Source organism: Pseudomonas sp. MM227, assembly GCF_947090715.1.
Classification (GTDB): Bacteria; Pseudomonadota; Gammaproteobacteria; order Pseudomonadales; family Pseudomonadaceae; genus Aquipseudomonas; species Aquipseudomonas baltica.
The window spans coordinates 3048645-3063335 of the sequence record NZ_OX352319.1 but is presented as its reverse complement, the minus strand read 5'-3'; the positions used below and the strand labels follow the sequence as shown (position 1 = coordinate 3063335).

At 64.1% G+C, this 14691-nt stretch carries 13 protein-coding genes; 5 read left to right on the top strand and 8 right to left on the bottom strand.

Annotated features, from left to right (window positions below; genetic code table 11):
* Positions 1-53: 53 nt before the first annotated feature.
* Positions 54-1514: a D-alanyl-D-alanine carboxypeptidase/D-alanyl-D-alanine-endopeptidase gene (gene dacB / locus ONG87_RS13770; RefSeq protein WP_192053159.1), complete on the bottom strand. Its 1461-nt coding sequence runs from the start codon at positions 1512-1514 to the stop codon at positions 54-56.
* A gap of 267 nt (positions 1515-1781) precedes the next feature.
* Between dacB and ONG87_RS13765 the strand changes: the two genes are divergently transcribed.
* The 3 genes from ONG87_RS13765 to ONG87_RS13755 all read left to right on the top strand — a co-directional run bounded on the left by ONG87_RS13765 (position 1782) and on the right by ONG87_RS13755 (position 5149).
* A complete protein-coding gene (locus ONG87_RS13765; RefSeq protein ID WP_192058123.1) occupies positions 1782-2255 on the top strand; it encodes a MarR family winged helix-turn-helix transcriptional regulator in 474 nt (157 codons plus the stop codon).
* Positions 2256-2326: 71 nt separating this feature from the next.
* Complete coding sequence (locus ONG87_RS13760; RefSeq protein ID WP_264381439.1) at positions 2327-3559, top strand: efflux RND transporter periplasmic adaptor subunit; 1233 nt, start codon at positions 2327-2329, stop codon at positions 3557-3559.
* Positions 3560-3616: 57 nt separating this feature from the next.
* Positions 3617-5149: a DHA2 family efflux MFS transporter permease subunit gene (locus ONG87_RS13755; RefSeq protein WP_122713771.1), complete on the top strand. Its 1533-nt coding sequence runs from the start codon at positions 3617-3619 to the stop codon at positions 5147-5149.
* Positions 5150-5202: 53 nt separating this feature from the next.
* On the opposite strand, the gene lpxH is transcribed toward ONG87_RS13755, so the two are convergent.
* Both lpxH and ONG87_RS13745 read right to left on the bottom strand, forming a co-directional pair.
* Positions 5203-5937 carry a UDP-2,3-diacylglucosamine diphosphatase gene (gene lpxH, locus ONG87_RS13750; RefSeq protein ID WP_264381438.1) on the bottom strand — a complete coding sequence of 245 codons (735 nt, stop codon included), beginning with the start codon at positions 5935-5937 and terminating at the stop codon, positions 5203-5205.
* Complete coding sequence (locus ONG87_RS13745) at positions 5934-6437, bottom strand: peptidylprolyl isomerase (RefSeq protein ID WP_122476043.1); 504 nt, start codon at positions 6435-6437, stop codon at positions 5934-5936. The genes lpxH and ONG87_RS13745 overlap by 4 nt, the downstream gene beginning before the upstream one ends.
* Positions 6438-6666: 229 nt before the next feature.
* On the opposite strand from ONG87_RS13745, the gene ONG87_RS13740 reads away from it, so the two are divergent.
* Positions 6667-8364, top strand: a complete 1698-nt coding sequence (locus ONG87_RS13740) for a glutamine--tRNA ligase/YqeY domain fusion protein (RefSeq protein ID WP_122713769.1) — start codon at positions 6667-6669, stop codon at positions 8362-8364.
* Positions 8365-8393: 29 nt separating this feature from the next.
* Positions 8394-9776, top strand: coding sequence for a cysteine--tRNA ligase (gene cysS, locus ONG87_RS13735; RefSeq protein WP_185794467.1), 1383 nt, complete (start codon positions 8394-8396; stop codon positions 9774-9776).
* 302 nt (positions 9777-10078) lie between these two features.
* Here the strand turns inward: cysS and ONG87_RS13730 are convergent, their stop codons facing one another.
* From ONG87_RS13730 to ONG87_RS13710, 5 genes are all read right to left on the bottom strand, one after another.
* Positions 10079-11026, bottom strand: a complete 948-nt coding sequence (locus ONG87_RS13730) for an ABC transporter substrate-binding protein (RefSeq protein ID WP_264382861.1) — start codon at positions 11024-11026, stop codon at positions 10079-10081.
* Positions 11027-11115: 89 nt separating this feature from the next.
* The gene (locus ONG87_RS13725) at positions 11116-12258 is read right to left on the bottom strand and encodes an FAD-binding oxidoreductase (protein ID WP_264381437.1); all 1143 of its coding nucleotides are present in this window, start codon (positions 12256-12258) and stop codon (positions 11116-11118) included.
* Positions 12255-13610 carry an NAD(P)/FAD-dependent oxidoreductase gene (locus ONG87_RS13720; RefSeq protein WP_264381436.1) on the bottom strand — a complete coding sequence of 452 codons (1356 nt, stop codon included), beginning with the start codon at positions 13608-13610 and terminating at the stop codon, positions 12255-12257. Before ONG87_RS13720 ends, ONG87_RS13725 begins: the two co-directional genes overlap by 4 nt.
* Positions 13607-13897 carry a (2Fe-2S)-binding protein gene (locus ONG87_RS13715; RefSeq protein WP_192053179.1) on the bottom strand — a complete coding sequence of 97 codons (291 nt, stop codon included), beginning with the start codon at positions 13895-13897 and terminating at the stop codon, positions 13607-13609. The genes ONG87_RS13720 and ONG87_RS13715 overlap by 4 nt, the downstream gene beginning before the upstream one ends.
* Complete coding sequence (locus tag ONG87_RS13710) at positions 13897-14691, bottom strand: ABC transporter permease (RefSeq protein WP_264381435.1); 795 nt, start codon at positions 14689-14691, stop codon at positions 13897-13899. The genes ONG87_RS13715 and ONG87_RS13710 overlap by 1 nt, the downstream gene beginning before the upstream one ends.

Here is a 14691-nt window from a genome sequence, read left to right as displayed (position 1 = left end):
GAGGGCGCTGCCTTTGCAAGCAGCGCGCCCCCCTTCCAGAGGGTTTGGGTGGATTACTGGATGTTGGGCGAAGTAGACGCGGCTTTTGGCTGCGAATACAGATCCAGCAGTGCCTGATCCAGCACCGACGAGGCGCCCCACGGGCGTGGGTCGTTGAGAATGGCGACCACCGCCCAGGTGTTGCCATTGCTGTCGCGGCTGTAGCCGGCGATGGCGCGAACGGTGTTCAGGGTGCCGGTCTTGATGTGGCCTTCACCTTGCAGGGCCGTGCGCTTGAGGCGCTTGCGCATGGTGCCGTCCATGCCGACGATCGGCATCGACGCCATGAACTCGGCAGCGTACGGACTTTTCCAGGCCGCCTGCAGCAAGGTGGCCATCTCCCGCGCGCTGACGCGCTCGTCACGCGACAGCCCCGAGCCGTTCTCCATCACCAGATGCGATGCGGTGATGCCCTTTTTCGCCAGCCACCCACGAATCACCCGCTGCGCGGCCTTGGCGTCGTCGCCGTCGGCCTCGTTGCGGTAGCGTTCGCCCAGGCTGAGGAACAGCTGCTGGGCCATGGTGTTGTTGCTGTACTTGTTGATGTCGCGAATGATTTCCACCAGATCCGGCGAAAACGCCCGCGCCAGTACTCGCGCGCTCTTCGGCACGGCCCCTAGACGGTCGCCGCCCTGGATGCTGCCGCCCAGTTCGTTCCAGATGGCCCGCACCGCGCCGGCTGCATAGCTCTGGTGGTCGAGCAGCGACAGGTAGGTTTGCGAACTGCAGCCCTCGGCCAACTGGCCGCTGACCACCACGGTCATGCCGTCGGCCTGGGTGATCGGGTTGTAGCGCACGTCGCCCGTGCACTTGGTGCCGGGCAGGGCCTTGACCTGGTTGTCGATGCGGATGGTCGCGATCGGCGGTTCAACCGACACCAGCACCTTGCCGGTGTCGTTGCGGGTGACGAAGCGCAGCGCCTTGAGGTTGACCAGCAGCGAATCCGGACGCACCAGGAACGGTGCGTTTTCGTCGCCGCCGTCGTCGTTGAACGCTGGCAGTTGCGGCTGCACGAAATGGCTGCGGTCCAGCACCAGGTCACCCGTCACCTGGCGCACGCCGTTGGCGCGCAGGTCCCGCATGAGCAGCCAGAGCTTTTCCATGTTCAGCTTGGGGTCGCCGCCGCCCTTGAGGTAGAGGTTGCCGTTGAGCACGCCGTTGCTCAGGGTGCCGTCGGTGAAGAATTCGGTCTTCCACTGGTAGGTCGGCCCCAGCAACTCGAGTGCTGCATAGGTGGTGACCAGCTTCATGGTCGAGGCCGGGTTGACCGACACGTCGGCGTTGAACACGGTCGGGCTGCCGGGGCCGTTGAGCGGCAGCATGACCAGTGACAGTGCATCGTTCTGCAGCTTGCTGGCCTTGATGGCTTGCTGAACCTTGGGCGGCAGGGTGGTGTTCAGGGGGGCGGCAGCGATGGGAATTGCCAGTGGCAACATCAGGCCGGCGAGCAGTATTGGACGAAGAGATTTGATCATGTGCGTGAAAACCCTGCAGGCGAGGGGTGACGAAAACGAGGGCCATATAAGGAAATGAAGACCCCCACTACGGGTGAAACGCCAGCATTATGCCCCAAGCGTTGCGTGCTTTGGCCAGCCACGATCGGGATCGGGTGAATTTTTCCGGTGAAAGCGACCGACAGATCTATCTGTTAGCAAGCTAACCATTGCCTTGACATTGTCTGCCTAAGCAGTAACATTATGTTTCGAAGATGTGTTCACACTGTCGGGACAGCTTGCCAGCCCATGAATCACTACACCCCCGAGACCTTCCATACCTGCAATCTGGGCCTGCTGCTGGGCCGTGGATCGGCGTTGAAGGACCGTTTGCTGGACGCGCACCTGGTGCCTTACGGGGTAACCGCGGCGCAATTCAAGGTGCTGATCATCAATGCGCGGTTCGGTATCGACACACCGGCGGAAATGTCCCGCTACCTGGCGCTGGACAGCGGTTCGATGACACGCATGCTCGACCGCCTGGAACACAAGCAGCTGATCAGGCGCCAGCGCAGCGCCGCCGATCGACGCCAGGTGCAGCTGGTGCTGACCGAAGAGGGGCAGGCACTGGCGGCACGCTTGCCGGTCATCGGTGCCAATGCCATGAACGAGCTGGTGGGCATGCTCGAACGCGAAGAAATCGTCGAATTGGAACGGATTCTCACGAAGCTGCTGCAGGCTTCCGGGGACCCTCTGTTGGCGCTGGGTACCGCCGCTGGGTGAACCCGCCGCCGTGAGACCCCGGACTGACCTGCTCGATGCAACACCGACCGAACCCTTTCAGGTGAACTGCCATGGCCAATGCCACTGCCACTGATTCCAATGCCACCCAGCAACCGCCCGCAGCGCCGTCGGCCAACGACAAGGCGCCGGGCAACCGTCGCAAGCGCAAGCTTTGGCTGTTCATCCTGCTCGCCCTGGTGGTGCTCGGCGGTCTGGGCGTCTGGGCCTGGTACACGCTGTACGGGCGCTGGAGCGAAAGCACCGATGATGCCTACGTGAATGGCAATGTGGTGGAAATCACACCGTTGACCACGGGCACGGTGATCAGCATCGGCGCCGACGACGGCGACCTGGTCCACGAGGGCCAGCCGCTGGTGCAGTTCGACCCGAACGATTCGCAGATCGACCTGCAGAATGCCCAGGCCAACCTGGCCAAGGCGGTACGCCAGGTGCGTGGCTTGTACAGCAACGTTGACGGCATGAAAGCCCAGGTCGCTGCACGCAAGGCAGAAGTGCAACGCGCGCAGGACAACTATGGCCGACGCAAGAACCTGGCGTCCGACGGGGCGATCTCGCAGGAAGAGCTGTCCCACGCCCATGACGATCTGATTTCCGCGCAAAGCGCCTTGAGCAACACCCAGCAGCAACTGGCAACTTCGACCGCGCTGGTGGATGCCACGCAGGTGTCCAATCATCCCGACGTACGCGCTGCGGCAGCGCAGTTGCGCCAGGCCTATCTGGCCCATGCCCGCACCACCTTGATCGCCCCGGTGACCGGCTATGTGGCCAAGCGCACCGTGCAATTGGGGCAGCGCATCGAGCCGGGCACCGCGACCATGGCGGTGATCCCGCTCGACCAGCTGTGGATCGACGCCAATTTCAAGGAAACCCAGCTGCGCCACATGCGCATCGGCCAGCCGGTGGAAATCACCAGCGACCTGTACGGCGACGAGGTGAAGTACAGCGGCACCATCGACAGCCTGGGCGCCGGTACCGGCAGTGCGTTCGCCCTGCTGCCGGCGCAGAACGCCACCGGCAACTGGATCAAGATCGTCCAGCGGGTGCCGGTGCGGGTGCACATCAATCCCGCGCAGTTGCGCGAGCACCCGCTGCGCATCGGCCTGTCGACGGTGGTCGATGTGAATCTGCACGACCAGAGCGGGCCGGTATTGGCCCAGCAACCCCCGCAGCAGGCGTCCTTCACCACCAATGTCTACGACAAGCAGTTGGGTGAGGCGGACGCCATGATCGCCCAGTTGATCCACGACAACAGCGCAGCGCCCGGTACCACGGCCACGCGCTGATTCGCCTGCGCCGGGCCCTGAAGGGCGGGCGCGGCATCGCATTGCAAAGGGTGGATCATGGATTCCAAAGCCTCGTTCACGCCGCCAAGCCTGTTGCTCTGCACCATCGGCCTGTCGCTGGCGACCTTCATGCAGGTGCTCGACACCACCATCGCCAACGTCGCTCTGCCGACCATTTCCGGCAACCTGGGGGTCAGCTCCGAGCAGGGCACCTGGGTCATCACCTCGTTCGCGGTGAGCAACGCCATCGCCTTGCCACTGACCGGCTGGCTGAGTCGACGCTTCGGTGAAGTGAAGCTGTTTCTCTGGGCCACGATGCTGTTCGTGCTGGCCTCGTTCCTGTGCGGTATTTCCACCTCGATGCCCGAGCTGGTCGGCTTTCGCGTGGTGCAGGGGCTGGTGGCAGGGCCGTTGTACCCGATGACGCAAACCCTGCTGATCGCCGTGTATCCACCGGCCAAGCGCGGCATGGCCCTGGCGCTGTTGGCGATGGTAACGGTGGTGGCGCCGATCGCCGGGCCGATTCTGGGTGGCTGGATCACCGACAGCTACAGCTGGCCGTGGATCTTCTTCATCAATATTCCCATCGGTTTGTTCGCCTGTGCTGTGGTGCGTCAGCAGATGGCCAAGCGGCCGGTGCACCTGAGCAGGCAGCCCATGGACTATGTCGGGCTGATCACGTTGATCATCGGCGTCGGTGCCTTGCAGGTGGTGCTGGACAAGGGCAACGATCTGGACTGGTTCGAATCTTCGTTCATCATCATCGGTTCGGTGATATCGGCGGTGGCGCTGACGGCGTTCGTCATCTGGGAGCTGACCGATGAGCATCCGGTGGTGAATTTGCGGCTGTTCGCCTTCCGCAACTTCCGCATCGGTACCTTGGTGTTGGTGTTTGGCTATGCCGGGTTTTTCGGCATCAACCTGATCCTGCCGCAGTGGCTGCAGACCCAGATGGGCTATACCGCCACCTGGGCCGGCCTGGCGGTGGCACCGATCGGCATCCTGCCGGTGCTGATGTCGCCCTTCGTCGGCAAGTACGCGCACAAGTTCGATTTGCGTCTGCTCGCCGGTCTTGCGTTCGTCGCCATCGGTACCAGTTGTTTCATGCGTGCCGGTTTCAACAGTCAGGTGGATTTCCAGCATGTGGCGCTGGTGCAACTGTTCATGGGCGCCGGCGTTGCGCTGTTCTTCATGCCCACCTTGAGCATTCTGCTGTCGGACCTGCCACCGCAACAGATCGCCGACGGGTCGGGCCTGGCGACGTTCCTGCGTACGCTGGGTGGCAGTTTCGCCGCATCGTTGACGACCTGGATCTGGATTCGCCGCGCCGACCAGCATCATGCCTACCTGACCGAGAGCATCAGCACCTACGATCCGGTGACCCGCCATGCGCTGGAGCAGATGGGCGGCCACACGCCTCAGGCGTATGCGCGGATGGAGCAGATGGTCAACAGCCAGGCATACATGTTGAGTACGGTGGACTATTTCACCCTGATGGGATGGATCTTCGCCGGGCTGGTGCTGTTGGTCTGGCTGGCCAAGCCACCGTTCACCGCCAAGGCCGGGCCGGCTGCCGGTGGTGGGCATTGAACACCGTGGCGCCTGTTCGCGGCCACTGACCGCTAAGAGCGCAGTGCGGTGTATCAGACCGCCGGCGCCGGGAAATCGAACGGCGCCAGGTTGAAGCCCCGGTCATCCACCTGCAGCACCCACCCTTGACGATCCCAGTCCCCCAGCACGATACGCTGTGCCGGCAGATCACCGATCTGCAGCTCGTGCACTGCCGGACGATGGGTATGCCCGTGAATCAGGGTGGCCACACCGTGTTGGCGCATCACCCGCGGCACCTCTTCAGGGGTGACATCGACGATGTCATGGGCTTTCATCTGGGTCTGCGCCCGGCTTTCATTGCGCAGCTTGCGGGCAAGCTTGTGGCGCGTGCCCAGCGGCAGGTGACGCAGGATGAACAGGGTCAGCGGGTTGCGCAGCACGCGGCGCAGGCGCATGTAGCCCTCGTCGCGCGTGCACAGGCTGTCGCCGTGCATCAACAGCACCGGCTCACCGTTCAAGCGCACCACGCTCGGGTCGGCCAGCAGAGTGCAACCGGCTTTTTTGCAGAACGTCGAACCGATCAGGAAATCACGGTTGCCGTGCATCAGGAAAATCTTCGTGCCACCGTCGCTGAGCGCGCGTAGCGCTGCGCAGATGGACGATTGGAAAGGGGTCATGGCGTCGTCGCCGATCCAGGCTTCGAAGAAGTCGCCCAGAATGTACAGCGCCTCGGCTGAGCGCGCACGCCCGCCGAGGAAATCCAGAAACGCCCGGGTAATGTCCGGGCGTTCTTCCTGCAAGTGCAGATCGGAGATCAGCAGTATCACTCAGCGATCTCGGCTTTCTCGATGATCACGTCTTCAGCGGGTACGTCCTGGTGACCGGCCTTGGAGGTGGTGGACACGCCTTTGATCTTGTCGACCACGTCCTGGCCTTCGACCACTTCACCGAACACCGCGTAGCCCCAACCCTGGGTGGTTTTCGCGGTGTGGTTGAGGAAGCTGTTGTCGCCCACGTTGATGAAGAACTGCGCCGAAGCCGAATGCGGCTCCATGGTGCGGGCCATGGCCACCGAGTACTTCTTGTTCGGCAAGCCATTGTCGGCTTCGTTCTGGATGCTCGGGCGCTTGTCCTTCTTCTCTTTCATGCCAGGCTCGAAACCGCCGCCCTGGATCATGAAGTTGCCGATCACGCGGTGGAACACGGTGTTTTCGTAGTGGCCGGCCTGCACGTACTCAAGGAAGTTGGCCACGGTCAGCGGGGCCTTTTCGGCGTTCAGTTGCAGGACGATGACGCCGTGGTTGGTGGTCAGTTTGACTTTGGACATGGGTCTCTCTCTGTTCTGTGGAGAATGTTCTGTGGAAATTCGCTAGCGACGGCGCCCAGTTTACAGGCGACGATGCCTATTCAAAGGCTGTTTTTTGCCGCGCTGCAGGATTTACCCGATAGTTTGTCGGGGCTGGCCTGTCAGCCGGTTGACCGCTTCGGCTATGATAAGCGCTTTGATTTGGTCGGCCTACCCTGGCTGCCGCCGCATCGTTCGTTCAAGGATTCCAATGAGCAAGCCCACCGCCGACAACGCTCCCAACTCCAAAGGCAATGGCCCTGCCGTGCCCGCCAACTTCCTGCGCCCGATCGTCCAGGCCGACCTGGACGCCGGCAAGCACAGCCAGATCGTTACCCGCTTTCCGCCCGAGCCCAACGGTTATCTGCACATCGGCCATGCCAAGTCGATCTGCGTGAACTTCGGCCTGGCGCAGGAATTCGGCGGTGTCTGCAACCTGCGTTTCGACGACACCAATCCGGCCAAGGAAGATCAGGAATACATCGACGCCATCAAGCGCGACATCAAGTGGCTGGGCTTCGAGTGGGCCGGTGAAGAGCGTTACGCCTCGCAATACTTCGACCAGCTGCACGATTGGGCCGTGGAGCTGATCAAGCAGGGCGACGCCTACGTCTGCGACCTGACCCCCGAGCAGGCGCGCGAGTACCGCGGCAACCTGACCGAGCCTGGCCGCAACAGCCCGTTCCGCGAGCGCAGCGTCGAGGAAAATCTCGACCTGTTCGCGCGCATGAAGGCTGGCGAGTTCAAGGACGGCGAGCGCGTGCTGCGTGCGCGGATCGACATGGCCTCGCCGAACATGAACCTGCGCGACCCGATTCTCTACCGCATCCGCCACGCCCATCACCACCAGACGGGCGACGCCTGGTGCATCTACCCCAACTACGACTTCACCCACGGTCAGTCCGACGCCATCGAAGGCATCACGCACTCCATCTGCACCCTGGAATTCGAAGGGCATCGTCCGCTGTACGAATGGTTCCTCGACCATCTGTCGGTGCCGGCGCACCCGCGCCAGTACGAGTTCAGCCGCCTGAACCTCAATTACACGCTGACTTCCAAGCGCAAGCTCAAGCAGCTGGTCGACGAACAGCACGTGCAGGGCTGGGACGATCCGCGCATGTCGACGCTCTCGGGCTTCCGCCGTCGTGGCTACACCCCGGCGTCGATCCGCAACTTCTGCGACATGATCGGCACCAACCGTTCCGACGGCGTGGTCGACATGTCCATGCTCGAATTCAGCATCCGTGACGACCTCGACCGCAACGCACCGCGCGCCATGTGCGTGCTGCGCCCGCTCAAGGTGGTGATCACCAATTATCCGGAAGGCCAGGTCGAGCAGCTCGAGCTGCCGCGCCACCCCAAGGAAGACATGGGCGTGCGCGCTTTGCCGTTCGAGCGCGAGCTGTACATCGACCGCGACGACTTCATGGAAGAACCGCCCAAGGGCTACAAGCGCCTGGAGCCCAACGGCGAAGTGCGCCTGCGTGGCAGCTACGTGATCCGTGCCGACGAAGCGATCAAGGATGCCGACGGCAACATCGTCGAGCTGCGCTGCTCGTACGACCCGGACACCCTGGGCAAGAATCCGGAAGGGCGCAAGGTCAAGGGCGTGATCCATTGGGTTCCGGCCGCGGCCAGCGTCGAGTGTGAAGTACGCCTGTACGATCGCCTGTTCCGCTCGGCCAACCCGGAGAAGGCCGAAGACGGCGCGACGTTCCTCGACAACATCAATCCCGACTCCCTGCAGGTACTGCGTGGCTGCCGCGCCGAACCGTCGCTGGCCAACGCGGCGCCGGAAGATCGTTTCCAGTTCGAACGCGAAGGCTATTTCTGCGCCGACCTGGTCGACACGCAACCGGGTCGTCCGGTGTTCAACCGTACCGTCACCCTGCGTGACTCGTGGGGCTGAGCCTCGCCAGGCCAAGTTGAGGAATCGTTGTGCTGAACATCTACAACACGCTGAGCAAGAGCAAAGAGGTCTTCACGCCGCTGGATGGCAACAAGGTGCGCATGTACGTATGCGGCATGACCGTGTACGACTACTGCCACCTGGGCCACGGTCGCAGCATGGTCGCGTTCGATCTGGTCACGCGCTGGCTGCGCTACAGCGGCTATGAGCTGACCTACGTGCGCAACATCACCGACATCGACGACAAGATCATCAACCGTGCGCGGGACAACGGCGAAAGCTTCGATGCCCTGACCGCGCGCATGATCGATGCGATGCACGAGGACGAGGCGCGCCTGAACATCCTCAAGCCGGATCAGGAGCCGCGTGCCACCGAGCACATCCCGGGCATGCTGGCGATGATCCAGACCTTGATCGACAAGGGCTATGCCTATGCGCCGGGCAACGGCGACGTGTACTACCGGGTCGGCAAGTTCCAAGGCTACGGCAAACTGTCGCGCAAGAAGATCGAAGACCTGCGCATCGGGGCGCGCATCGAAGTGGAAGAGGCCAAGCAGGACCCCCTCGATTTCGTCCTGTGGAAGGGCGTCAAGCCCGGCGAGCCGAGCTGGGAGTCACCGTGGGGCCCAGGCCGTCCGGGCTGGCATATCGAGTGCTCGGTGATGTCGACCTGCTGCCTGGGCGACACCTTCGATATTCATGGTGGCGGCAACGACCTGGAATTCCCGCACCACGAGAACGAGATCGCCCAGAGCGAGGCGGCCACCGGCAAGCCGTACGCCAACGCCTGGCTGCATTGCGGGATGATCCGCATCAACGGCGAGAAGATGTCCAAGTCGCTGAACAACTTCTTCACCATTCGCGATGTGCTGGAGAAGTATCAGCCCGAGGTGGTGCGCTACCTGCTGGTTTCCAGCCATTACCGCAGTTCGATCAACTATTCCGAAGACAGCCTGAAGGAAGCCAAGGGCGCGCTGGAGCGGTTCTACCATGCGCTCAAGGGCTTGCCGAAAGTGGCGGCAGCGGGGGGCGAGCTGTTCGTCGAGCGCTTTGCCAATGCCATGAACGATGACTTCGGCACACCGGAGGCCTGCGCCGTATTGTTCGATCTGGTGCGCGAGATCAACCGGTTGCGTGACAGTGATGTCGACGCAGCTGCGGGCTTGGCCGGTCGTTTGCGCGAACTGGGCGACCTGCTCGGGGTATTGCAGCTCGATTCCGACGAATTCCTCCAGGCCGGCGCTGCCGGTCGCGTCGATGCGGCCCAGGTGGACACCCTCATCGCCGCACGTCTGGCGGCACGAGCGGGCAAGGACTGGGCCGAATCCGACCGCATCCGCGACGAGTTGACCGCCATGGGTGTGGTATTGGAAGACAGCAAAGGTGTCACGACCTGGCGCCTGGCGGACTGATCCGTCACTGTCCTTGTGAAGCAAGCCTTGTGAAGCGGGCTACTGTGGGAGCGGGCTCTGCCCGCGAAGGGCGCGACGCGGTTCGCCTGACACACCTCGGTGCCTGATTCGCGGGCAGAGCCCGCTCCCACAGCACATCGCAGTGCCTCTGTGGGAGCGGTCAGCGGCCGCGAAACGGGCACTGGGGTGTACCAGTTGGACCGCGTCGCGCCTTTCGCGGGCAGAGCCCGCTCCCACAGGCACCTCGCAGTGCGTCTGCAGGAGCGGTCATCGGCCGCGAAACGGGCGACTTGGTGCATGGCCTAGCGCTCGATCGAGCGGCTCCAGCGGGCGTTCCAAGCGGGGCGCAGCTGGTTGACCTGATCCCAGTCGATGGCCACTGCCGTTTCCAGGTATTTCTCCATCGCCTGCACCTGCCCACGGGTCTTGTCGGTGGTTGGGGTATTGGGGTTGGACGGTATCTGATCGCCTTCCTCCAGTGCCGGTGCCTGGGCCTCGGGGCTCAGCAGGTAGGCCGCCAGCTTCTGGGCCAGCTCGGGCTGGTCGTTCTTGGCGATCACGCACTCCGCCACGTTGAGCACCACCGCGCCCTCCTTGGGTTGCGCGTACTCAACCGGTACACCGCGCAGTTTCAAGGCGGTCACCTGAGTCGGTGTGAGCGGAAACAACGCGGCCTCGTCGGTCTGCACCATCTCGGAGATCTTCGCCGAACTGGCAATGTACTCCAGCACATTCGGGCCTACCGTCTTGGGCCATGCCTTGAACCCCGGTTCGACATCGGTCTCGCTGCCACCCTGCAAGCGGTTGAACATCAGGAAACCATGCAGGCCGAAAGTCGAGGAGGCGAGTGACTGGAACACCAGTTTTTCCTTGAAACGGCTATCAGCCATGTCCATCCACGAGGTGGGGGCGGCCCAGCCATTCTTCTTGAACAGGCGCGTGTTGTAGGCCAGCCCGGTCACCCCCAGGCTGACCGCAGCCGCCTGATCCTTGATCCGCGCCTTGGCCGGGATGGCCGCCAGGCCGTCGCTGTCCTGCAGGGTGTCGCACAGGCCCATGGAGATGGCGCGGTACATGATGCCGTCGTCGAGAAACATCACATGGATCTGCGGGTTGTCCTTGCTCGCCTGGACCTTGGCGAGAATGTCCGAAGAAGTGCCCGGAACGATGACCACCTTCACATCATTGGCCTCCTCGAACGCCGGCAGCACCTTGTCGGCGTACAGGCGTTCCATGGTGCCGCCGTTCATGCCCAGGTAGAGCGTGGGCCCGGCCTGGGCGCCGGTGGCTGCAAGCAGTGCAGCGAGGGAGAGTGCGTGAACCGTAGGTTTGACTGGCTTCATGAAAGCGACCTTCCTGTATGCAGTTCAAGGGGAGAAAAGCGTTGGATGGAAAACGCGTCGATCGGCGCCTGGCTGCGGCCCTCGACGATCAGTTGCGACAAGGCTTCACCGACTGCCGGGCCGATCTGGAAACCGGCTCCGGCAAAGCCGAATGCATGGATGAGGCCCGGCTGCGCCAGGCTGTGGCCGATCACCGGCTCGCGGTCGGGCAGGTAGCCTTCGGTTCCGCTCCAGGTACGGATCGCCTGCGCGCCGTGCAGGAACGGGTACAACTCGACGGCGTTGCGCAGGATATCCAGAGTGGCCAGCTGACCGGGGCGTGCCCGCACCGTGTCCACGGCGAAACCCTGCCCGCCGCCGAGCACGCAATTGCCCCGTGCCACCTGGCGCGCGTAGATGCCACCGCCCTCGACCCCGGTGCTGACGTCCATGACCACAGGCAGCGGTTCGGTCACCAGCATTGCCGGGTGGCCACTGGTCATCGGTACCTGCTCGCCGAACTGTTCGGCGATGTGGTTCGCCCAGGCCCCGGCACAGTTGAGCAGCCAGGGCGCGCGCAGCCGTTCGCCGTTGCTGCAGGCCAGCACGAACGCCTGGCCGTCATGGTCGAAGGCCAACGGCTGCACCTGCTCGACGATCCGTGCACCGGCACGCCTGGCCGCTGCCGCGAAGGCGGGCGAGACCAGGCGTGGGTTGGCATGCCCATCGGCGCTGCACAGCGACGCACCCACGGCCACGTCGCCCACCCAGGCAAAACGCTGGCGCAACTGACCACGATCGAGCAGCTCCACCCCCAGATCGAAATCCGCGGCGGCGTCGGCCCAGGCTTGCAGACGGGCCATGTCGGCGTCACTGCGGGCCAGCTTGAGATGACCGGAACGCACGTACTCGCCGTCGATGCCGATCAGTCCGGGCAGGTCGCTCCACAGTTCATGGGCGCGCTGCGACAGCGGCAATTGCACCAGCGAACGGCCCTGACGGCGCACGCCACCGTAGTTCACGCCGCTGGACCGCGAGCCGCAGAAGTCGCGCTCCAGCAATACCACCCGCTGACCGCGCAGCGCCAGCATCAAGGCTGCCGAAGCACCGACAATTCCGCCGCCGACGATGATCACATCGGTTTCGCAGACCTGGCTCAAGGCTGCACCTCCACACCGAAGGGCAGCGGCTTGATGGGCGCCTGCGCGCGCAGGCGGCCGACGTCCTGCGGCGAGCACGCGGCGGCTTGGGCAATGATTTCCGCGGTGGCGCTGCCACACATGCGCCCCTGGCACCTGCCCATGCCGACCCGGCAATGGGCTTTGACTCGGTTGATATCGGTATGGCCCTGGGCGACCACCCCGCGTACCTCGCCGACGCTGACTTCCTCGCATCGGCACAGCATCAGTTCATCGGGCGCCTGGCGAGCCCAGTCCTCGGGGAACGGGAATGCGTCTTCCAGGCCGGCACGAAACCCCTGGATGCGCGCCAGTTGCCTTTGCAGGTGCGCGCCACGCCTGGCGTCGATGGCCACGCCCAGGTCTTCGAGCAGGGCCAGGGCGGCGCGCTCACCCGCCATTTCCGCCGCATCGGCGCCCATGATCCCAGCGCCATCACCGGCCAGGTAGACCCCCGGCACGCTGCTGCGCCCGGCCGGGTCGCGGCTCGGCAGCCAGGCCCGGTTGAGCGCGCTCCAGGCAAACGCGCAACCGAGCAGGTCGGCCAGTTGCGTTTCGCTGCGCAGCGCGTGAGCGAAGGCCAACCCGTCACAGGCCAGGGTGTGTCGTTTGCCACCTTGCTGCCAGGTGACGGCTTCGACCCTGCGCTCGCCGTCGACCCTGACCAGATGCGCGCCCTGGTGCACGGCGATCCCGTGGGCGGTCAACCAGCCCCGATAATACAAGCCCTTGGCCAGGGTCAAGGGCTGACGCAGCAGCCGGGGCAGGGCTGCGACCTGAGCAGCGAACGGCGAGCTGTCCAGTACTGCCAGCACCCGCGCGCCGGCCTTGGCGTACTGATAAGCCACCAGATACAGCAACGGCCCACTGCCGGCGAACACCACCTGCTCGCCAATGGCGCACCCCTGGGCCTTCAAGGCAATCTGCGCAGCGCCGAGGCTGTAGGCACCGGGCAAGGTCCAACCCGGCACCGGCAGGATGCGGTCGGTAGCGCCGGTGGCGATCAACAGGCGGTCATACTTGACGGTGCCGACGCGCTGCTGGTTGAGCGTGTGCAGGTAGCCATCCTCGGCGTTCCACACCAATGTGTCGGGCCGGTAGTCGATCTGCCCGCGCAGCGCGTCCAGCGCCTGATGCACCGCACCTGCCTTGCGCGCTTCGAAGCCATAGAGCTGGCTGGCAGGACGTTGAAAGTTGCCCGGTGCTCGGCGATAGACCTGGCCGCCGCCCTGCAAGGCTTCGTCCACCAAGCACGGGCGCAGGCCATGGGCGGCCAGGGTCTGCGCGGCACGGATGCCGGCCGGTCCGGCGCCGACGATCACCACCGCGTTCACGAGCGCCGCCCCGGTTCGCGGTCGACCTGCATGCCGGCTTCCAGTGGCGTGGCACAGGCGCGCACGCGGCGGCCGTCGCCCAAGCGCACCCAGCAATCCTGGCAGGCGCCCATCAGGCAGAAACCGGCACGGGCCTGGGCACTGAAGTCGCTGCCGCGCAGGTGCTCGACGCAGGTCAGTACTGCGACCAGCAGGGTATCCCCAGCCAGACCGGTCACCGCTTGTCCATCGAGGGTGAAGGGTACCGACGCGCGATCGAGTTCGGCCAGGCGCTTGAACAAAGCCATCAGTTTTTCCCCACCAGTACGCGGTCCAGGCCATACACCCGGTCGAGCAGAATCATGGTCGCGGCGGTCAAGGCGATCACCAGCGCCGACACCGCCGCCATCATCGGGTCGATGGACTCGGTGGCGTACACGTACATGCGCACCGGCAGGGTCTGGGTGGCAGGCGATGTAACGAAGATCGAGAGGGTCACCTCGTCGAAGCTGTTGATGAACGCCAGCAGCCAGCCCCCGGCCACCCCCGGCAGGATCATCGGCAGGGTGATCTGGCGAAACAGGGTGAAACGGCTCGCGCCCAGCGATTCCGCCGCCTGCTCGGCGCTGCGGTCGATGCCGATGGCGGCGGCGATCACCAGACGCAGCACATAAGGCGTGATCACCACCACATGGGACAGCATCAGCCAGACAAAGCTGCCATTGACCCCCATCAGCGCGAACAGGCGCAGCATCGCCACGCCCAGCACCAGGTGCGGAATGATGATCGGCGACAGAAACAGCGCATTGAGAAAGTCGCGTCCCGGAAAGTGATAGCGGGTGATCGCCAGCGCCGCCGGCACGGCGATCAGGGTCGCCAGGGTTGCAGCCACCACGGCCAGGATCAGGCTGTTATAGAACGCATCGATGAAATCGGCGCGCTCGAACACGGCGCGGAACCAGCGCAGGGAAAACCCGGAGGTGGGCAGGGTGAGGGTGTTCTCCGGGGTGAACGCCACCAGGCACACCACCACCAGCGGGGCCAGCATGAACACCACCACCAAGGCATGAAACGACAGGGCCAACGGACCGTTCTTGGACAT